The sequence below is a fragment of the Herbiconiux sp. UC225_62 genome, assembly GCF_042694625.1.
Classification (GTDB): Bacteria; Actinomycetota; Actinomycetes; order Actinomycetales; family Microbacteriaceae; genus Herbiconiux.
This window is the reverse complement of the sequence record NZ_CP170551.1, coordinates 1,057,967-1,077,674: the sequence shown is the minus strand read 5'-3', so window position 1 is coordinate 1,077,674 and position 19,708 is coordinate 1,057,967. Positions and strand designations below refer to the sequence as shown.

15 protein-coding genes and 1 pseudogene are annotated in these 19,708 nt (G+C 71.7%); 12 read left to right on the top strand and 4 right to left on the bottom strand.

Annotated elements, in window-relative coordinates; genetic code table 11:
* Nucleotides 1-3: 3 nt before the first annotated feature.
* Nucleotides 4-3,408: a BTAD domain-containing putative transcriptional regulator gene (locus ACFJGU_RS05255; protein ID WP_382308278.1), complete on the bottom strand. Its 3,405-nt coding sequence runs from the start codon at nucleotides 3,406-3,408 to the stop codon at nucleotides 4-6.
* Between the two features lie 243 nt (nucleotides 3,409-3,651).
* On the opposite strand from ACFJGU_RS05255, the gene ACFJGU_RS05250 reads away from it, so the two are divergent.
* The 9 genes and pseudogenes from ACFJGU_RS05250 to ACFJGU_RS05210 all read left to right on the top strand — a co-directional run bounded on the left by ACFJGU_RS05250 (nucleotide 3,652) and on the right by ACFJGU_RS05210 (nucleotide 15,062).
* Nucleotides 3,652-4,893, top strand: coding sequence for an efflux RND transporter periplasmic adaptor subunit (locus tag ACFJGU_RS05250; RefSeq protein WP_382308276.1), 1,242 nt, complete (start codon nucleotides 3,652-3,654; stop codon nucleotides 4,891-4,893).
* The gene (locus ACFJGU_RS05245) at nucleotides 4,886-5,605 is read left to right on the top strand and encodes an ABC transporter ATP-binding protein (protein WP_382308274.1); all 720 of its coding nucleotides are present in this window, start codon (nucleotides 4,886-4,888) and stop codon (nucleotides 5,603-5,605) included. Before ACFJGU_RS05250 ends, ACFJGU_RS05245 begins: the two co-directional genes overlap by 8 nt.
* A complete protein-coding gene (locus tag ACFJGU_RS05240) occupies nucleotides 5,602-6,834 on the top strand; it encodes an ABC transporter permease (RefSeq protein ID WP_382308272.1) in 1,233 nt (410 codons plus the stop codon). The genes ACFJGU_RS05245 and ACFJGU_RS05240 overlap by 4 nt, the downstream gene beginning before the upstream one ends.
* 43 nt (nucleotides 6,835-6,877) lie before the next feature.
* On the top strand, nucleotides 6,878-7,891 hold the full coding sequence (locus tag ACFJGU_RS05235) for a DUF5666 domain-containing protein (RefSeq protein ID WP_382308270.1): 1,014 nt from the start codon (nucleotides 6,878-6,880) through the stop codon (nucleotides 7,889-7,891).
* Nucleotides 7,807-9,837 (top strand): annotated as a pseudogene (locus tag ACFJGU_RS05230) (efflux RND transporter periplasmic adaptor subunit); the annotation flags it as partial. The gene ACFJGU_RS05235 and the pseudogene ACFJGU_RS05230, both read left to right, overlap by 85 nt.
* A gap of 294 nt (nucleotides 9,838-10,131) precedes the next feature.
* Nucleotides 10,132-10,926 (top strand): SDR family NAD(P)-dependent oxidoreductase, encoded by a 795-nt coding sequence (locus tag ACFJGU_RS05225; protein ID WP_382310273.1) that lies wholly within the window; start codon nucleotides 10,132-10,134, stop codon nucleotides 10,924-10,926.
* A gap of 165 nt (nucleotides 10,927-11,091) precedes the next feature.
* A complete protein-coding gene (locus ACFJGU_RS05220) occupies nucleotides 11,092-13,482 on the top strand; it encodes a cell wall-binding repeat-containing protein (RefSeq protein ID WP_382308268.1) in 2,391 nt (796 codons plus the stop codon).
* Between the two features lie 79 nt (nucleotides 13,483-13,561).
* Nucleotides 13,562-14,665 (top strand): phosphoribosylformylglycinamidine cyclo-ligase, encoded by a 1,104-nt coding sequence (gene purM / locus ACFJGU_RS05215; RefSeq protein WP_382308267.1) that lies wholly within the window; start codon nucleotides 13,562-13,564, stop codon nucleotides 14,663-14,665.
* Nucleotides 14,666-14,693: 28 nt separating this feature from the next.
* Nucleotides 14,694-15,062, top strand: coding sequence for a hypothetical protein (locus tag ACFJGU_RS05210; protein ID WP_382308266.1), 369 nt, complete (start codon nucleotides 14,694-14,696; stop codon nucleotides 15,060-15,062).
* 2 nt (nucleotides 15,063-15,064) lie between these two features.
* On the opposite strand, the gene ACFJGU_RS05205 is transcribed toward ACFJGU_RS05210, so the two are convergent.
* Entirely contained in the window at nucleotides 15,065-15,646 is a 582-nt protein-coding gene (locus tag ACFJGU_RS05205) for a TetR/AcrR family transcriptional regulator (RefSeq protein WP_382308264.1), read from the bottom strand.
* Nucleotides 15,647-15,788: 142 nt separating this feature from the next.
* Here ACFJGU_RS05205 and ACFJGU_RS05200 point away from each other — a divergent pair, with 142 nt between their 5' ends.
* The gene (locus tag ACFJGU_RS05200) at nucleotides 15,789-16,814 is read left to right on the top strand and encodes an aldo/keto reductase (RefSeq protein ID WP_382308262.1); all 1,026 of its coding nucleotides are present in this window, start codon (nucleotides 15,789-15,791) and stop codon (nucleotides 16,812-16,814) included.
* Between the two features lie 16 nt (nucleotides 16,815-16,830).
* Here the strand turns inward: ACFJGU_RS05200 and ACFJGU_RS05195 are convergent, their stop codons facing one another.
* Entirely contained in the window at nucleotides 16,831-17,766 is a 936-nt protein-coding gene (locus tag ACFJGU_RS05195; RefSeq protein ID WP_382308261.1) for a DNA-3-methyladenine glycosylase family protein, read from the bottom strand.
* Between the two features lie 95 nt (nucleotides 17,767-17,861).
* Between ACFJGU_RS05195 and ACFJGU_RS05190 the strand changes: the two genes are divergently transcribed.
* Complete coding sequence (locus tag ACFJGU_RS05190; protein ID WP_092551314.1) at nucleotides 17,862-18,086, top strand: hypothetical protein; 225 nt, start codon at nucleotides 17,862-17,864, stop codon at nucleotides 18,084-18,086.
* Nucleotides 18,087-18,134: 48 nt separating this feature from the next.
* Nucleotides 18,135-18,947 (top strand): alpha/beta fold hydrolase, encoded by an 813-nt coding sequence (locus tag ACFJGU_RS05185; RefSeq protein ID WP_382308259.1) that lies wholly within the window; start codon nucleotides 18,135-18,137, stop codon nucleotides 18,945-18,947.
* A gap of 36 nt (nucleotides 18,948-18,983) precedes the next feature.
* Here ACFJGU_RS05185 and ACFJGU_RS05180 read toward each other — a convergent pair whose 3' ends face one another.
* Nucleotides 18,984-19,688 carry an alpha/beta fold hydrolase gene (locus tag ACFJGU_RS05180; protein ID WP_382308257.1) on the bottom strand — a complete coding sequence of 235 codons (705 nt, stop codon included), beginning with the start codon at nucleotides 19,686-19,688 and terminating at the stop codon, nucleotides 18,984-18,986.
* Between the last annotated feature and the right edge of the window lie 20 nt (nucleotides 19,689-19,708).

Below are 19,708 nucleotides of genomic sequence, written 5' to 3'. Positions count from 1 at the left end.
GGGTCAGGCGCGCTCGCGCGCGGCCGTGGAGGCGGCATGCGCCCGACGCGCGACCCCCTGCATGCCGAGCTGGGCGGCATCCCGAGCAATACCGTCGTAGACGGTCGCCGGGGCGTCGTCCAGCTCGGCCTCGAGCAGGCGGCACCGGAGCAGGGCGCAGCGGCCGCCGTTGCTCTCGGCCAGCTGCCGTGCCGCCGCCACGCGGCGACGGGCGTCGTCGACGCGTCCGAGCAGCGCGTCCAGTCGCGCCAGGGCCAGACTCACCGGTCCGGCGCCCCCGATCTGGCCGAAGATCGCGATGAACCCCTCGAACGGTTCCAGTCGGGCCGCGAGGGCCGCGGCGTGGCGGGGGCGGCCGGCATCCGCCAGTTGGTGGGCGAGGAACGCCATCTCGCCGAGCGTTGTCCAGAACTCGCCGGTGGGGCGCGCGAGCACCTCCCCGAGCATCCGGTCGGCGTCGTCGGGATCGCTCTCGAAGCGGAGCGCGGGGCTCGCCCAGGGGAGCGCGGCCTCGTTGTCGACCGGCATCCCGTGGAACTCGTCGAGCCGTCCCTGTTCCCAGCGCAGCAGGAGCATGGCGATGTCGAAGACGCCTGTCGTGTACATCTCGGTCTGGGTCTGCAGCTGGATGGCCAGTCGGTAGAGCGCTTCGGCTCGTTCGAGCTCACCCGACCAGAGCGCCAGTTCTCCCTCCGACCAGCGCATCTGCATGCGCGTGACAGGCAGGCGCAGGGCGTCGCTGCCCGCCGTGCCGTCGCGGATGAGCTGCTCCACCCGCTCGCGGTCGCCCACCATCGCGAAGCACAGGTGGAGCAGCGCGGTGCTGATCACCGTGTCGATCCGCTCGTTGGTGTGGGGCAGGGCGCGCAGACGCTCGATGAGCTCGAGCTGCTCCGGCCGGTGGCTGGGCACGGCGGTGAAGGCCAGCGCGCGACCGAGCAGGGCGTCGGCGAGCGCATCCGGGTCGTCCAGGCTCTCGGCGATCTCGATCGCCCGGCGGCTGAGGCGATCGGGCACGGCGGCGTCGATCTCGTAGTAGTTCCCCACCGCGAGCGCGGCCAGCACGCTCACGTGGGCACGCGGATCGGCCGCGACGAGCGACTCGATCGCGGCGAGCCGGGCGAGCAGGCGATCCGGATGGTCGCTGTAGATCCACGGCCAGGAACCGGCGGTGCGCAGGAGAGTGGAGGCGAGACGCCCGGCCGAATTGGTCCGCCCCTCCCGTACCGCGTCGAGCATCGCCTCGTCGACGACGTCGAGCACGGTCTGCCGGCGCCCTGCCCTCGCCAACGCGGCCACCCGCGACACGAGCAGGTCGTCCCGTTCCGATTCGGAGCGATCCGCCGCGGGCAACCACTCCCAAGCCTGCAGCGCGCGGCCCCACCAGTCGGCTGCGGCTTCTGAGTTCCAGCGCTCCTCGGCGTCGAGGGCGGCGTCGCGGCATCCGTCGAGCACCTCCGCGGCGTCGACGAAGGGATGCGCGGCGAACAGGTTCACGGCGCGCCGGGCCACCCAGTCGTCTCCGCCCTGCCGGAGCGCCTCGGCGATGCGGGCGTGCAGCCGCTGCCGGCGAGTGGCGCTGAGGCCGGCGAGCACCTCGTCGCGCAGCAGGCCGTGCGCGAAGATGTAGGTCGACGTGCCCGGGGCGAGCACGATCAGCTCGTCGTCGGCGGCCTCGTCGAGCAGGTCGGCCAGTTCGTCGCGGCTCAGTCGCGTGACCGCGCAGAGCAGGTCGATGTCGAGCGGATCGCCGGCCACCGCGGCCGTGCGGAGCACCTGCAGCACGTCGGGGTCGACCGCGGCGAGACGGCGGCCGAGCACCGAGCTCACCGCGACGGGCACCCCGGCGGTCGAGCGCTCGGCGCGCGGCACCCGGGCGTACTCGGTGACGAGGAAGGGGTTGCCGCCGGTCTGCCCGGCCAGCTCGAGCGCCTCGTTCGGGTCGACCTGCTCACCGCTCACCCGCCCGGCGAGGGCGGCCACCTCGCCGACGGCGAGCGGCGGTACCTGCAACTGGCGGGCACCCTGGTGGCGGGCCAGCGTGGCGAGCAGCTTGTCGAGTTCGGGCACCTCGACGCCGCTGCGCACGGTGCAGATGACGGCGAGCGGGATGTCGTAGACCGACGACGCGAGGTGCGTGAGCCAGCGGAAGGTGCTCACGTCCGCCCATTGCACGTCGTCGATCAGGACGACCAGGCCGCTCAGGGCCGAGTCGTGCAGCAGTCGGTCGAGCCGCTCGTACACGGCGAAGCGCGCCGCGTCGGCATCGACGCCGTGCGGCGGGGTGAGTACGGCGTCGGGATCGGCGCCCAGCGCCCGCACCACGGCTCGAACCGGCCACCACGGCGGGGTGCCGGCATCCTCGGGGCAGCTCGTGCGCACGACGGGGCGTCCGTTCCAGGCCGCGTGCACCGCCTCCTCGGCGAGCCGGGTCTTGCCGATTCCGGCCGGCCCGGTCAGCACCAGCCACCGCGTCGACCCGAGCGACTCGAGCACGGTGTCGATGGCGCTCAGTTCGCCCTCGCGCCCGACGAAGTCGGTCGGGTCGGCAGTCGATCGCGGCGCGGGAGCCTCGGGCGCGGGCCCTTCGCGCGTCGGGACGGTGTCCTCGAGCTCGCGCTCCGGGCCGGCTCCGGCCGCGGCATCCGGCCACCGGTCGAGGGAGCGGTCCTGACGCAGGATCGCCGTCTGCAGGTCGCGCAGGGCGGCCGCCGGCTCCAGCCCCAGCTCGTCGTCGAGTTCCGCGGCGTGCGCGCGGAACAGGTCGAGTGCATCGACGGATCGGCCCACCCGGTAGAGGCACAGCATCAGGAGCCACACGCTCCGCTCGCGGAGCGGCTCGGAGCGGTGCCCCTCGTCGGCCTCGGCGAGTGCGGCTGCGGGCTGCCCGAGCGCCAGGAGCGCGGCCACGAGGTGCTCGCGGCACTCGGCCCGCAGCGGTTCGAGCCGGTCGCGTTCCGCGTGGGCCCAGTCGTCGTCGGCGAACTCGGTCAGTGGGGGTCCGCGCCAGAGGGTCAGTGCTCCGCGGGCCGCTTCCGCCGCCTTCTGCCACGATCCGGCGCCCGCCGCTTCGCGCGCCGTGACGACCAGCCGCAGGAAGGAGTCGCGATCGACGGCGGCGGCCTCGACGTCGAGCACGTAGCCAGGGGCGCGGCGCACGATGGGCGACGCGGCGGTCGACTCGTCGCGCAGGATGCGCCGCAAGTTCGAGACGTAAGCCTGCAGGCTCGCGGCCACGCTCGAGGGCGGGTCATCGCCCCAGACCGCGTCGACGATCGAGTCGACCGGAACGACGGTTCCGCGGTTGACGAGCAGCACCGCCAGCACCGCGCGCTGCTTGGGCGCGCCGAGATCCAGCATCGTCTCGCCGCTCGTCACCTCGAGCGGACCCAGTAGGCGGTACCGCACGATCCTCATTGTGCTGCGTCGGCGGCCGTCGGCCAATCCCTTCGTCCTGGGGTATCCCGCATGATTCCGGGGGATTCCCGCACACCAGCCGAGCACGGCGACCAGGGCGCCGGTCCAGCGCGGCGGTCCGGCACCCCCGTTCATAGGAACACCCAAGGTCCGTGCGATCCCGCTGATAACCGCTCTCCCTACGCTCGACCCGTCCGGTGCTGACCCGGGCCGATCAGGTCGTCGAGGGAGAACATGAAAATCGCCGAATTCATCAAGCGCATCCGTCTGCGCACCTGGATCATCGGGGGCGCGGTCGCCGTGGTGGTCATCGGCGGCGGGGCCACCTGGGCAGCCCTGTCGTTCTCGTCGTCGTCGGCCCAGGCGCAGACCGCTCCGGGCTCGATGAGCGTGGCCGCCTCGTTGCAGACCCTCGAGAAGACGGTCGACGCCACGGGCACCCTCGCCCCGGCGGTCGACGAGGACGTCGACTTCGCGGTGGCCGGCACGGTGACGGCGGTGAACGTCACCGCCGGAACGACCGTGACGGCGGGCGACGTACTCGCCACCGTCGACACCCTCACCGTCCAAGCCGACCTGCTCGCGGCGCAGGCGACCCTCGCCACCGCGCAGGCGACCCTCGCCTCGGCGCAGGCCGACGACGACGGAACGGATGCGTCCGCCGCGCAGATCGCGGCCGACGAGGCCGCCGTCGCCGTGGCGCAGTCCGCCGCCGACAAGGCCGCAGCCGCGGTGAGCGGGGCGACGCTCACCGCACCGGTGTCGGGTCTCGTCACCGCGGTGAACCTCGCCGTCGGCGACACGGTCAGCGGGTCGGCGGGCTCGGGATCGGGCGGTGGATCGGGCGCTGACGGGTCCGATTCCGGCACGTCCGCGCAGTTCACCATCGTCGGCACCGACGCCTGGCAGGTCTCGCTCACGGTGGGCGAGACGGACGTGCCGAACGTCGCATCCGGCGACCAGGTCGAACTCTCGACCGATGACGGCACGTCCTTCTTCGGCACCGTCGATTCCGTGGGCCTGCTGCCCTCGACCACGTCTGGCGCTGCCGCCTATCCCGTGACGGTGACGGTCACCGGCTCGCCCGAGGGCCTGCACGACGGCGTCTCGGTGACGGCGAAGATCGTCTACGAGCGCCGCACCGACGTGCTGACCGTGCCCGCCGCCGCCGTGACGACGGGTGAAGACGGCACCACGAGCGTGACGGTGGTCGACGCCGACGGCGCCGAGACCACGAAGTCGGTGACCGTCGGCGAGACCGTCGGCACGCTCACCGAGATCACCGACGGGCTCGCCGAAGGCGACCTGGTGAAGGTGACAGTGTTCACACCGAGCGGCGACGGTTCGGGGGGCACGGGCACCGATCGCGGCGCGACCACCGGCCAGTTCCCCGGCGGTGGAACGCTCCCCGAGGGCGTCGTGCCCGGCCAGGGCTTCACGGGCCCGCTGCCCGGAGGGGCGGTGACCGGTGGTTGAGCCGGCGAACCGGAGCACCGCGGCATCCGAACCCGTCATCCAACTCACGGATGCCCGCAAGCTGTACCGCTCGGGCAGCATCGAGTTCGAGGCGCTGCGGGGGGTCGACCTCGAGATCGCCGAGGGCGAGTACGTGGCCATCATGGGCCCCTCGGGCTCGGGCAAGTCGACCCTGATGAACGTGCTCGGCTGCCTCGACACGCTGACCTCCGGCAACTATCGGTTGGCGGGACAGGATGTCGACGACCTCGACGAGTCGGAGCTCGCGCAGATCCGCAACGAGCGCATCGGTTTCGTCTTCCAGCAGTTCAATCTGCTGCCCTCGCTCGAGGCCTGGCGGAACGTCGAGCTGCCGCTCGTCTACGGGCGCGTGCCCGCGGCGGAGCGACGCGAACGGGCTGAGCGCTCGCTGGACCGCGTGGGGCTCGGCGACCGTTACGGCAACCGGCCGGGCGAACTCTCCGGTGGCCAGCAGCAGCGGGTCGCGGTGGCGCGAGCGCTGGTCGGGGAACCGACCCTGCTGCTCGCCGACGAGCCCACCGGCAACCTCGACTCGGTCTCGACCGACGACGTGCTCGGGCTCTTCGACGAACTGCACGACATGGGGCGCACGATCGTGCTGATCACGCACGAGCGCGAGGTCGCCGAACGGGCGCGCCGTATCGTGCGGGTGCGCGACGGCCTGCTGATCCCCGAGGAGGTGCACGCGTGAACTGGACCGAGACCCTCCGCACCAGCTGGTCGGCCGTGCGCTCGCACTCGTTGCGCTCACTCTTGACCGTGCTGGGCATTCTGATCGGCATCGCCGCGGTCATCCTCACCGTGGGGCTCGGACTCGGCACCCAGAAAGACGTCAGCGCGCAGATCAGCTCGCTGGGCAGCAACCTGCTCATCGTCTCGCCCGGGTCGAGCACCGACAGCTCCGGCGTGCGCGGCGGCTTCGGCACCGGAGCGACGCTCACCACGGCGGATGCCGAGGCGCTGGCCTCCCCAGTCAACGCGCCCGACATCGAGGCGGTCGCCGCCGAGAAGTCCACGTCGCTCTCCCTCGAGGCGGGCGACGCGAACTGGACCACGACGGTCACGGGCACCACGCCCTCCTGGCTCGACGTGCGCTCCCGGGAGTTGCTCGCCGGGGAGTTCATCGACGACGAGGATCAGGCTTCGGCGGCATCCGTCGTCGTGCTCGGTTCGGAGACCGCGACCGAGCTCTTCGGCACGACGAACGCGGTGGGTCGAGCAGTCACCATCGACGGGCGGAGTCTGCAGGTGATCGGCGTGCTCGCCTCCGCCGGGTCGGACTCCTCGTCGAACCTCGACGACCTCGCGATCGTGCCGCTCTCGACCGCCTCGAGCCAGCTGATCGGTGGGGCGGGTGGCGACACGGTGTCGACCATCTACGTCAAGGCGGCCTCCGACGGGCAGCTCTCGGCGGCCTACCAGGAGGCGCAGTCGGTGCTGCTCAACCTGCACGGGGTGGCCTCGGCGGATGACGCCGACTTCACGATCTCCAGCCAGGACGCCCTGGTCGACACCGCGACCTCCATCTACCGCACGCTCACCGTGCTGCTCACCGGCATCGCGGCTCTCTCGCTGCTGGTGGGCGGGATCGGCGTGATGAACATCATGCTGGTGTCGGTCACCGAGCGCACTCGGGAGATCGGGTTGCGCAAGGCGCTCGGGGCGCCGCCGTGGGCCATCCGGCGGCAGTTCCTGGCGGAGGCCGCGATCCTCGGGCTCTCGGGCGGGCTGCTCGGCGCGGTGCTCGGTATCGGCGCGGCGCTCGCGCTGCCCGGGGCGATCGGTTCGTCGATCGTCGTCTCGCCCGCCGCGGTGGGCGTCTCGATAGCGGTGGCCATCGGCATCGGGCTGGTGTTCGGGGTGTATCCCGCTACCCGCGCCGCCCGACTCGCGCCGATCGACGCGTTGCGCAGCGAATGAACGCCCTACTTTTTGTCCTCCTCTCAGTAAGGAATCCACGATCATGAAACTCACCTCCTCCTTCCCGGGCCGGCGTCGCATCCGGTCGCACACGGTCGCACTGGCGCTCGGCGCGGCCGGGCTCGCCGGAGTGCTCGCCCTGTCGGCGTGCGCGTCGGCGGGTTCGGCGTCGCCGACGGGAGCCGCCTCGACGCCGGCCGCGGGTGCGGTCATGCCGATGGGCGGTGGCGGGGTCTCGGGCGAGATCGCCGCGATCTCCGGCACCACGCTGCAGGTGCAGGACTCCGAATCGCAGACCGCCGTGAGCTACAGCGACAGCACCACGATCACCCGCACCGTCGAGGCGGCGCTGGCCGACGTGAGCGCCGGGGTCTGCGTCACCGCGTTCACCGGAGGGGTGCCGACGCTGGATGCGACGGGTTCGGCGGATGCGACCGGTTCTACGGGTACGTCGGGCACGTCCACGGACCCCAGCGGATCGGATACGGAATCGGCCGACGGCACGGCGGCGGCATCCGTCGTCATCAGCGACTCCGTCGACGGCGCGTGCCCGGCCGGTGCGTTCGGGGGAGGAGGCACCCCGCCCGAGGGTGCGCCGACTGATCTCGGCGGCACGGATGTCACTCCACCGACGGACGCTCCCGAAGGGGTCCGGCCGACCGGGATGCCCGGCGACGGAGCCACGGGAGACGCCCTCCCCGGCGGACCGGCCGGGGCCGGCTTCGGCGGACTCACCGCCGGACTGGTCACCGCGGTCTCGGCCACGAGTATCACCGTGCAGACCACGGCGGCCGACGGCACCACGTCGACCGAGGAGGTGAGCGTCGACGACTCCACCGCGTTCACCCGCACCGAGTCGGCCGACGCCACAGCCCTCGTGGTGGGGGCGTGCGTCACCGCGAGGGGCGAAGCCGACGACAAGGGTGCCGTGGTCGCCACGGCGCTGGCGATCTCAGCCGCCGGAGACGACGGATGCTCGGCCGCCGTCACGACGCGCGGTCCCGGCGGCGGTCAGCGACCCGCCCCGTCTGGCGCGACCACGGGGAGTGGCAGCTGATGGCCCGCCGCACGCCTCCACCCGCGCCGAAGTCGGCGCCCTCGCCCAAGCGGATGGCCGCGCGTCGGCGACGCACCAAGCGCATCCTCGCCGTGTCCGTCACCACGATCGTGCTGTGCGCGTTCGGCGGGGGAGCGGTCTTCGCCCTCACCCGGGGCGCGAGCTCCGACTACCGCACGGTCACGGCGCAGAACGGTACCGTCGACCAGGAGCTCTCGCTCAGCGGCACGGTGGCCTCGGCCACCCGTCGCGACGCCGCGTTCCAGGTCGCGGGAACGGTCGACACCGTCGGTGTCGGAGTCGGCGACACCGTCACCGCCGGCCAGCAGCTCGCCGCCCTCGACACGAGCGACCTGCAGGACGCTGTCGACTCGGCCCAGGACGCCGTCACGAAAGCGCAGGACCAGCTCGCCGACGACCTCGAGACGCAGGCCTCCGGCGGGACGGACTCGGCGTCCACCGACACCGGGAGCGGGACGGGCACCACGACCGGCGGTGCCGCCGCCGGCGCGGGTGGAACGGGCGGAACCGGTGACGGTTCCGCGGCGCCGGGGGCGGGTGGAACGGGAGCCGGAGCCGGAACCGGAACCGGGGGCGGTTCGGGCGGCGACATGGATGCGCCCGACCACGCCGCCGTCCAGGCCGCGGTCGACGCCGTCAGCGCTGCGCAAAAGGCACTCATCGCCCAGCTCTCGACCGCTTCAGCGGCGTTGGCCGCCACGCAGGAGACGATCGCGGCGTCCGACGAGACCTGCCGCCCCTTCCTCGAGGCCACCCTCGACGAGCTCACGGCGGGCGACGGCGACACGGATGCCTCTGGCGAGTCCGATGGTGCGGGAACGACCGGCGATGATCCGGCCGCCGACGATCCCACCGCCGGCGACCCGACCGGCGACGCCGCATCCGGAACCGACGGCGACGGCACCGCCGACGAGGACGCCCTCGAGGCCATCAAAGCGGACCTCACCGCCTGCCAGTCGGCGATCACCGAGGTGCAGACCGAGCAGACGCAGGTGAACGACGCCCAGAGCGCCCTGACTCCGCTCATGGACCAGCTCGACTCCGCCGTCGCAGCCCTCCAGGCGGTGGTCACCGGCACGGGCGCGACCTCGACCCCCACCCCCGACCCCGCTCCCACCGCCGACCCGGCCGCGGCCGTCACCCCCGACGTCAGTTCGCCGTCCGCCACCGGCGCGATCGTCCTGGCCTCGGCCGTGACGCCCCTCGTCGCCACCGCGACCACGACCCCGGCGGTCAGCGCCCCCAGCGCCGCCGACCCGGGCACCGGCACGGGCGCGGGCGCCTCCGCCACCGTCACCGCCGAGACGATCGTCGCCGACCAGGCGCAGATCGACCTCGCCACGGCGAAGCTGGCGCTCGCCCAGCAGCAGCTCGCGATGGCGACCCTCACCAGCCCCATCGCGGGCACGGTCGCGGCCGTCGGCATCGCGGTCGGCGACACCGTCGCCGCCGGCTCGGCCACGGCCGTCATCACGATCATCGGCGACGACGGATTCGTGGTGGAGTCCACGGTCACCCTCGCGAACGTGGGTGCTCTCGCCGCCGGGCAGGAGGCATCCGTCGAGCTGCCGAGCATCGGCACCACGGTCACCGGCACGGTCGGCTCGATCGGCGTGCTGAACGTCTCCGAGGACTCGTCCACCCCGAGCTACCAGGTCACCATCGCCCTCGACCCCACGGATGCGCAGCTGCTGAACGGCGCCTCCGCCCGGGTCACCGTCGCGGTCGCCTCCGAGGCCGACGTGCTCACGGTGCCCACCTCCGCCGTTCATCGAGACGGCGCCGACTACACGGTCGACCTGCTGGTCGACGGCTCGCCGCAGGCGACACCGGTCGAGATCGGCGCGATGGGCGCCGAACGCACCGAGATCACCTCGGGCCTCAGCGAGGGCGACACCGTGGTGCTGGCGGATGTCGCGGCCGCGGTCCCCGGCAGCGACACCGACTCGGGCAGCGGCGGCCTCACCGGCCTCGGCGGCGACTCGACGGTCACGGTCATCCCGGGCTCGGGCCCGCCCGCCCCACCTTCGAACTCGGCGGCCCACCCACCCGCTGACCCCCCACCCACGGCCCATCCCCACTCATCCGCACGTTTTGGCGAATGCGCGCCCCGCCGAAGCGCGAAAGCGGGCGGATGCGTGGCGGATGAGCCCGGGTGCGCACCGACCGAACTAGCCTGGAGAGCGCACCCGCCACCATCCACCCGAAGGAAGACGCCCATGCAGATCGACCTCACCGGCAAGGTGGCCCTCGTCACCGGCTCCACCCAGGGCATCGGGCTCGCCATCGCGAAGCAATTGGCCGCCGCCGGAGCCGAGGTCGCGGTCAACGGACGCACCGCGGAGAGCGTCGAGCGCGCCCGCATCGCGATCCTCGAGGCGCATCCGGCCTCGCGCGTCACCCGCGCGGTGGGCGACGTCACCGACGAGACCGAGGTCGGGCACCTCGTCGCCGCGCTGCCGGTGGTCGACATCCTCGTCAACAACCTCGGCGTCTTCGGCGCCCAGCCGGCGCTCGAGATCACCGACGACGAGTGGCGCCGCTACTTCGACGTCAACGTGCTCTCCGCCGTGCGCCTCACCCGCGCCTACCTGCCGGGCATGACGGAGCGGGGCTGGGGCCGCATCCAGTACATCGCGAGCGACTCGGCCATCGTGACGCCGGTCGAGATGATCCATTACGGCGTCTCCAAGACGGCTCTGCTCGGCGTCTCCCGCGGCTTCGCCAAGGCGGCGGCCGGATCGGGCGTCACCGTCAACTCCGTGATCGCCGGCCCCACCCACACCGAAGGGGTGGAGGACTTCGTCTACCAGCTGGTCTCCCGCGATCTGCCGTGGGAGCAGGCCCAGCGCGAGTTCATGCGCCTGCACCGCCCGCAGTCGCTCATCCAGCGGCTGATCGAGCCGGAGGAGATCGCGAACATGGTCACCTACCTCGCGTCGCCCTTCGCCTCGGCCACCACGGGCGGCGCCCTCCGCGTCGACGGCGGCTACGTCGACGCCATCCTCCCCTGACCGCCGCGTCTCGGAAGCCCGCCGACCTGCTGCCGACGGGATGCCTCCTCGACACGCGTTGCGGATAGGATGTAGCCGATCCGAGCCGGGGGGACTCGCGCGTCATCGCCGACGCCGACCCCGGAAGGCGACCCCGCTCTCGGTCCTCACGACCGAGAGGCTCCTGTGTCCCGCAGAACCCGCCGCGCCAGCCTGCTGGGCGCGCTCACCGTCGCCGTCGTGCTCGGCGCATCCGTCTCCGTTCCGCTCGGTGCGCAGGCCGCACAGCTCCGTGACGCGGATGCCGCGGCAGCGGTCACGACGGACGCGTCGACCGATCCGCAGCCCGAACCCGCGCCCGACTCGCCCGTCGTGATGGGCGACTACCCGCTCGACTCCTATGCCGCCGACGCCGCCGTGTTGCCGGTCGAGCTCGCCGAGGCGATCGAGTCCGATCTCGGGTTGACGCCGGAGCAGTACCTCGCCCAGGCCGAGGCGGCCGCGACCGCCGCCGACGTCGTCGACGAGCTGAACGCCGGCGGAACCCCGGTGCTCGCCTCCCGGATGGAGGGCACGCAGCTGGTGGTCACCGTCGGCTCCGAGGCCGAGATCCCGGCCGTCGAGTCGGTGGGCGCCGTCGCCGAGGTCGGCGCGGCAGCCGAGCGTCCCACCGGCCCCGGCGACCTCTCCTTCCTGAAGGACCTGGTCGGCGGCCAGGGTTATTACACGCCGTTCGGTGACGGCGGGTACCGCTGCTCCGTCGGATTCACCGGTCGCGACAAGACGAACTCCTCGCCCCAGTTCCTCACCGCCGGGCACTGCTACGAGCCCGCCACGTCGTCGGGCGGCTCGGTCTACGAACTCATGCAGACCTCTCCCGGCGGCCCGTACTTCGCGGGCTCCTTCCTCGCCGCGCCGGTGAGCGGATCGGCCCACCTGGGCAACGGCTACGACGCCAGCCTCTACTCGCCGAGCGGCGACTGGACCCTGCGCCCGGCGGTCGGCACCTGGAACAACAACCAGGGCAGCGTGACCTCCGGAACCCCGATCACCGTGCGCGACTACACGAAGGCCACCGTCGGCCAGGTCATCTGCAAGTCGGGCAGCACCACGGGCTGGACCTGCGGAACCGTCAGCTACGTCGACGCGATCGTCGACGTAGGCGACCACCAGATCAACTCCTACATCTCGAACATGTGCGCGCTGCCCGGAGACAGCGGCGGCGCGGTGGTCTCAGGCAACTACGCCGTGGGCCTCCTCTCGGCCGGAAGCTTCCAGAGCAGCTGCAACGAGCCCGGCGAGGAGACCGCGAGCGTTCCGATCGATTCGGCCTACGAGTCCGTTCTCGGCGCCGAGCCGGACTTCGAGTTCGCGGTTTCGGTGTCCAAGCCCACCAGCACCACGATCGGCGGCGGCGTGCCGCTCTACCGCGGCAACCAGGCCACCGGGTACCTGCCCAACGGCGGCACCCGCTTCACGGTGCACCTGACGGTCGACGGCACGCACGAGTACACGATCCCGGTCGCCGCCAACGCGACCTGGTCGGCGAACATCGCCCCCGACCTGACGAACGGATCGCACAGCTTCAGCATGTACGCCAGTTACGGCAGTGGCGCCGACAAGTCCGGAACCACCACCGGGACCTTCCAGGTGGCCGACAAGCCCACGGCCGACCGCATCCAGGGCGCGACCCGCTTCGACGTGGCCGTGAACATCGCGAACACGGCCTACCCCACCACGGCACCCGTCGTCTACGTGGCCACCGGCCTCAACTACCCGGATGCGCTGAGCGCCGGCCCCGCCGCCGTGAAGCAGGGCGGCCCGCTGCTGCTGGTGTGGCCGGACAGCGTTCCGCAGAACGTGGCCGACAAGATCGCCTCGCTCGACCCCGACCGGGTCGTGATCGTGGGCGGAACCGTGTCGGTGAACACCTCGGTGGAGAACACCCTGAAGGCCCTGGTGCCGGACGCCGAGGTCGAGCGGATCTCCGGAGCCGACCGCTACGAGGCCAGCCGCAACGTCGTCGAGTCGGCCTTCGCGACGGGATCGGCACATGCCTACACCGCGACGGGCGTCAACTTCCCCGACGCCCTCTCCGCGGGCGGCGCGGCCGGTTCGAAGGGCGAGCCGGTGACCCTCGTCTACGGCCCCGCGCCCGCCGCCGACAACGCGACCATCTCGATGTTCAAGAACCTCGGCACGAACTCGCTGACCGTCGTCGGCGGCACCAACTCGGTGTCGACCGGGCTCGAGAACTCGCTGCGCACCGACATCCCGGCCACGGTGAACCGGGTGGCGGGAGCCGACCGCTTCCAGGCTTCGATCAACCTCAACCGCTCGGCCTTCACCTCGGCCGGCACGGTCTACCTCGCTACGGGCCTCAACTTCCCCGATGCCCTCGCGGGCGGCGTGCTGGCCGGCAAGACCGACGGACCGCTCTACGTGGTTCCCGGGGACTGCGTGCCGCGCGGGGTGCTGGCGGATGTCGCGACCCTCGGCGCCACGAAGGTGACCCTGCTCGGCGGACCGAACTCGCTCAGCCCGGCCGTGCAGAACCTCGTGGCCTGCGCCTGGTAGTCCCGACCGAGGACCGGATGCGGTGACGGATGCGCGAGCCGGGTCGGCGCATCCGGCCCGCGTCCGCGAGAATGGACGCATGAGCAACAGTTACGCCGCAGCCGGAGTCGACACCGAGGCGGGCGACCGCGCGGTCGAGTTGATGAAGGCGGCGGTGCAGCGCACCCACGGACCGGAGGTGCTGGGCGGCGTCGGCGGATTCGCCGGGCTCTTCGACGCCTCGGCGCTCGCCTCCTTCACGCACCCGCTGCTCGCCACCTCGACCGACGGGGTCGGCACCAAGGTGGCGATCGCCCAGGCGCTCGACAAGCACGACACCATCGGGCAAGACCTGGTGGGCATGGTGGTCGACGACATCGTGGTGGTGGGCGCGAAGCCCCTCTTCATGACCGACTACATCGCCTGCGGCCGCGTGGTGCCCGAGCGCATCGCCACCATCGTCGCCGGCATCGCACGCGCCTGCTCCGCGACCGGAACGGCACTGGTCGGCGGCGAGACGGCCGAGCATCCGGGGCTCATGGGCGTCGACGACTACGACGTGGCCGGGGCCGCCGTCGGTGCGGTGGAAGCGGATGCCGTGCTCGGCGCCGAGCGGGTGCGTGACGGCGACGTCGTGCTCGCCTTGGCCTCCTCGGGGCTGCACTCCAACGGCTACTCGCTGGTGCGCAAGATCCTCGCGGATGCCGGCCTGGGCTATGCGGACCGCTCCGACGACTTCGGCGGCGTCGTCGGCGAGGTGCTGCTCGAGCCCACCCGCCTCTACACCGGGCCCCTCGTGCGTGTGCTCGAGAACCCCGCGCTCTCCGGCGCCATCCACTCCCTCTCGCATGTCACCGGGGGCGGCATCGCGGCCAACCTCGCGCGCGTTCTGCCCCGCGGCTCGTGGGTCGAGGTCGACCGCTCCACCTGGTCGCCGTCGCCGGTGTTCCGCGTGCTGTCGTCGATCGCGGGCGCCTCCCTGGAGAGCAGCGAGGCGACCTGGAACCTCGGGATAGGGTTCTTCGCCGTGGTCGCGGCCGCGCAGGCCTCCGCGGTCGCCGCCGCGATCGAGGCGGAGGGCATCCCGACCTGGGCGGTGGGCACGGTCTCCACGGCCGCCCGCTCCTTCGAAGGCTTCGAGCAGGGCGCCAAGGGCGTCGACGGCGGGGCCGTGCGGCTCGTCGGCGAGTACGCGGCCGGCTGATCGGCCGCGCAGCGGGGAGGAGGCGCCGATGGCCGTACCGATCAGTTCGGACGAGGCACTCGAACGCTGGGACCTGCTCGCCGCAGAGCTGGGTGACCCGGCGATCGACCGCTCGCGGATGATGGGCCGCCCCATCCTCACCCGTCACGGCACCATGTTCGCGTGCCTCAACGGCGACAGCGTGGGCTTCAAGCTCGGCGCGGCGACGCCCGAGCACGAGGGCGCGCTCGCGGTGCCGGGGGCGGACCTCTTCGATCCCTCGGGCAAGGGGCGCCCGTTCAAGGACTGGGTGAGCATCCCGCTGGCCGAGGCGGAGCAGTGGCTGACGTTCGCGCAGTGCGCGGTGATGCACGTCGCGGGGTCGGAAGCCGAGTCCGGCTCGGCTCGCGGCGACTGACGTTACGCGCGGAGCCCCGCCAGCAGCAGTCCCACCATGCGTTCGGCTCGGGCTGACGCGTCGGCGCTCGAGCGCGGGCCGCTGTGGCAGAGATCGGCGACCGCTCCGAGGAACTCTTCGGGCGCGACCGGCGCGATCCGCTCCCCGGCCGCCCGGGCCGACTCCAGCAGTCGGTCGAGCGTGGGCACCAGGCGGGTGGAGAAGTACCCGGCGAGCGGCTCGTACGCGGAGTCGCCGGAGTGCAGGGCCGCCGCGAGCCCGCGCTTCGCCGCGACGAACTGGGTGTACCTCATGATCCAGCGGTCGAGCGCTTCCCCGGGTGGGTAGGCGGCCTCGATCTCCACGGCGGCGTCGACACAGGCATCCATCTCGCGGCGGAACACCGCGGAGATGAGGTCGGACCGCTGAGGGAAGTGGCGGTAGAGGGTGCCGACCCCCACCCCGGCCTTCTCGGCGATCGCCCGCACAGGGGCGTCGACCCCCGACTCGGCGAACACGTCCTTGGCGGCGTCGAGCAGGGCGTCGACGTTCTGGCGGGCGTCGGCACGCATCCGGCGCGGTTCGGTGGTGTCGAGAGACGGCATCAGGGATCCTCTTGTACCGGAACGTCGTTCCATGTAACGTGGGGGAAAGTAAGCGGAACAACGTTCCGCTTATCATTCCGGCTGTATCCGGAATGGTGTTCCGAATCTGATGATCATAAGACGATCTCCCGAAGGAGACAACATGCAGTACCGCACCCTCGGCCGCACCGGCATCAAGGTCACCCCCTACGCGCTCGGCGCCATGATGCTCGGTCAGCTCGGCAATCCCGACCGGCAGGAGGCTATCCGCATCATCCACCGCGCCCTCGACGGGGGCATCAACTTCGTCGACACGGCCGACCGCTACGGCGACTCCGAGGAAGTCGTGGGCGAGGCTCTCAAGGGTCGCCGCGACGACGTGGTGCTCGCCACCAAGTTCTGGGGGCCGGTCGACGACGACATCAACCACCGTGGCGCCTCGCGCCGCTGGATCATGCAGGCCGTGGAGCGATCGCTCCGGAACCTGCAGACCGACCACATCGACCTGTATCAGCTGCACCGTCCCGACACCGAGACCGACATCGACGAGACGCTCTCGGCCCTGACCGACCTCGTGCGCCAGGGCAAGGTGCGGGCGATCGGCACCTCGTCGATGCGCGGCTCGGAGATCGTCGAAGCGCAATGGATGTCGGAGCGCCGCGGTTTCGAGCGGTTCCGCACCGAGCAGCCGAACTACTCGATCCTCGATCGCGAGATCGAACGGGAGATCCTCCCGGTCGCGCAGCGCTACGGCATGGGCACCCTGGTCTACAGTCCGCTGGCGGGCGGGACGCTCACTGGCCGCTACCGTGCCGGGCAGGAGAACGACGTCTTCCGTGCCACGCGCACCGGGATGGCGCACTTCCGCGACGAGCGACGGCTCGCCGTGGTCGAGCAGCTCATCGGGCTCGCGGAGGAGGCCGGACTGAGCCTCACCCACCTCGCGATGGCCTTCGCGATCGCGCATCCGGGCGTGACCTCGGCGATCGCCGGGCCGCGCACGATGGAGCAGCTCGAGGACACCTTGGCGGGCGTGGAGGTGTCGCTGTCCGACGACATCCTCGATCGCATCGACGCCATCGTTCCGCCGGGGGAGAGCGTCGGGGCGATGGACATGGTCTACCGCGGGCCCGAGGTCGGTGACGCGGCTCTGCGTCGGCGGCCGACTGCGCAGCGCTCAGCCGCCTGACGGAGCGCTGCGCGGCTCACGCGACCGGGCGGCCCGCGTTCGCGATCTCGTGGGTGTCGTCTTCGAGCTGAACACGCAGCAGCAGGGTGGCCCAGGTGCGGTAGGGCGCCCAGCCGGCCGTGAGTTCGGCCAGCGAGCCCGCATCCGGGGCGGCGTCGAGCCGGTAGGCGTGCGCGATCGCCTTGGCGAGACGCCCCTCGTGCACCGGTGCGTGGTCGGGATCACCGGCGCCCCGGAGCAGGATGAGCTCGGCCGAGAACGGGCCGACTCCCGGCAGGGTCTGCAGCAGTTCGAGCGCCTCCTCGCGGGGGAGTGCGCGGAGACTCGCGCTGTCGAAGACGTTGTGCCGGGCCGCCTCAGCCAGGGCGCGGAGACGCTCGACCTTCGCGCCGGTGAGGCCGGGGCCACCCGTCAGCGTGGCGAGGGCGGCCGGCGCCGGGAAGGCCTGGTGCGCGACGCCGTCGATCAGCACCGTCTCGCCGAGCTCGGCCGATAGCCGCTGCTTGACCACCGCCGCCTGGCTCATCCGCATCCGCTGACCGATGATGGCCCAGGCCGCCGCCTCGTACCACGACCAGAAGCACACCGGCCGGAGGCCCGGATATCGCGCCTGGGCGGTGCCGATCACCGGGTCGCGTGCGCCGACCTCGTCGAACGCCCGGCCGTCGACGTCGAGTGAGAGGATGCGCTCGACCTGCGCCCGCACGGCCGACAACTCGGCACGCCGCACGGGGTGCTCGGTGAAGACCCGGCCCCGCACCACCGTGCCCACCTGCTCGACGCGCAGGCCGACCACCCGCCACGACCCCTCGAGGGCGAACGCGAAGTCGAGCGTGCCGGGCGAATCCGCCGCGTAGCCCGCGGGAGTGAACCCCTCGAGGAAGCGGATGCATGACTCGAGCGAGAAGGCCCCTCGTGGTTCGATCGCGAACGATCCTCGTGCCTCGGTCATCGACTGCCTCCTGCCGCCATCCTGCCGCACGCCGCCGACATTCCGGCGCCGATCGGGGAATCGCCCCGCGGTCGGCCACCGAGTAGCCTGGGGTCATGACCACACCAGCACTCGCGCACCTCTCCGGAGGTCCGCTCGACGACCAGACCATTCCGCTCGAAGACGGCGCTCCCGAAGAACTCGTGCTGCCCTACAGCGAGGGCCAGCTGGTCTACCTGCTGGTCTCGCAGTCCGATGGCACCGACGGACCGGCGACGGCGAAGTACCGCTTCAACGAGGTCTCCGAGATCCTCGTCGAGGGCACCTACAACGAGCACTAGGAGGGCGCACCACTCGCCTTCCGGCCCTCCACCCGGCAGAGTGGGGTGATGTCGAGGATTCACGATCTGGTGGAGGGTCTGCGCGACCCCCGGGCGCCGCTGTTGCACGTCGCATCCGACAACCGGCGCGAGGGGCACGATCCCCGCCCGGTGGTGGTGATGATCCACGGCATCGCCTCGTCGTCGGCGACCTTCTTCTTCGTGCGGCCGCTGATCGAGGAGGAGCACCGGGTCGTCGCGATCGACCTCCTCGGCTTCGGCGATTCCCCGCAGCCGGAGGGCGCCGAGTACACGCTCGAGGAGCATGTGGCCGCGATCGCGCACACCATCCGCTCGTTGCATCTAGACGCGCCGTTCACGCTGGTGGGCCACTCGCTCGGCTGCCTGATCGCGAGCCGCTACGTCGCCACCCACGAATCGCACGTCGACAAGCTCGTGCTCGTGAGTCCGCCCGTGTACCTCTCGCCCGCCGAGATCGGCGATCCGCGCGTGCGACTGCGGATGCAGGGCTATCTGCAGGCCTATCAGTACTTCCGTCAGAACAAGGACTTCACCATCGCGCACGCCGCGATCGTCTCGAAGCTACTGCCGGTGGAGCACGTGATGGAGATCACGGAGCAGAACTGGGACCCCTTCGTGAAGTCGCTCGAGCACTGCATCGAGTCGCAGACGGTGATCAGCGACCTGGCCCGCGTCGACGTGCCGGTCGAGGTGGTCTACGGGCGGCTCGACGAGTTCCTCGTGCCGGAGAACCTCGCCATCATCGAGAAGATGCGTAATGTCACCAGCCACGTCGTGAACGTGAGCGACCACATGATCCGGAAGCCGATGGCGCGCGTGGTGGCCACCGCCATCGGCTGAGAGCGGTATGGACGGTCGAGGCCTCGTCGAGACCTCTCAGACGCCGACCGCGTCCGCGATCAGCCGGCCGAGCTCCCGCGGTTTCGTGAACTGGGGCCAGTGGCCGGTCGGCAGCTCGACGATGGTGGCCCGCGCCATCAGGGGCACCTCGGTGAAGTAGGGCACGCCGGCGGCGATCGCCTCCTCGATCTCGGCTCGGCTGAACGTCGAGCTGATGAGCGTGATCGGCACCTCGTAGCGCGCCGGATTCGTGAGGTGCTGCGGATCGTGCGCCACCCGAGCGGGCTCGGGCACCGCGATCTCGCGGAACCAGGCGAGCTGCTCGTCGGTGAGGTCGCGAAGATCGGTCTCGTCGAAGTCCTCCCACGGCGGCAGCGGCGCGTCGGACCCGGTCGCCTCCAGACCCTGGTTGATGGGGACGCCCTCGGGGGTGGGGCCGCTGTCGACGTAGATCGCTCGCTCGACCCGATCGGGCCGTGCATCGACCACGCCGTGGATGATCGCTCCACCACCCGAGTGCCCGACGAGCACGACCTTCCCGTCGCCCGCCAACGAGTCGACCAGGTCCACCACCTCGGCGATCTGCGACGCCAGCGTGACGTCGGACCGGTCGTCGTCGACCGACGTGAGTCCGGCGAGCGTCGGTGTGTGCACGGTGAGACCGGCCTGCTCGAGGACGGGCACCACCTCGCTCCACGAGTCGCCGCGGAGCCAGAAACCTGCGATGAGTATGACGTTCATGCCGGCGACGATACGCCGGG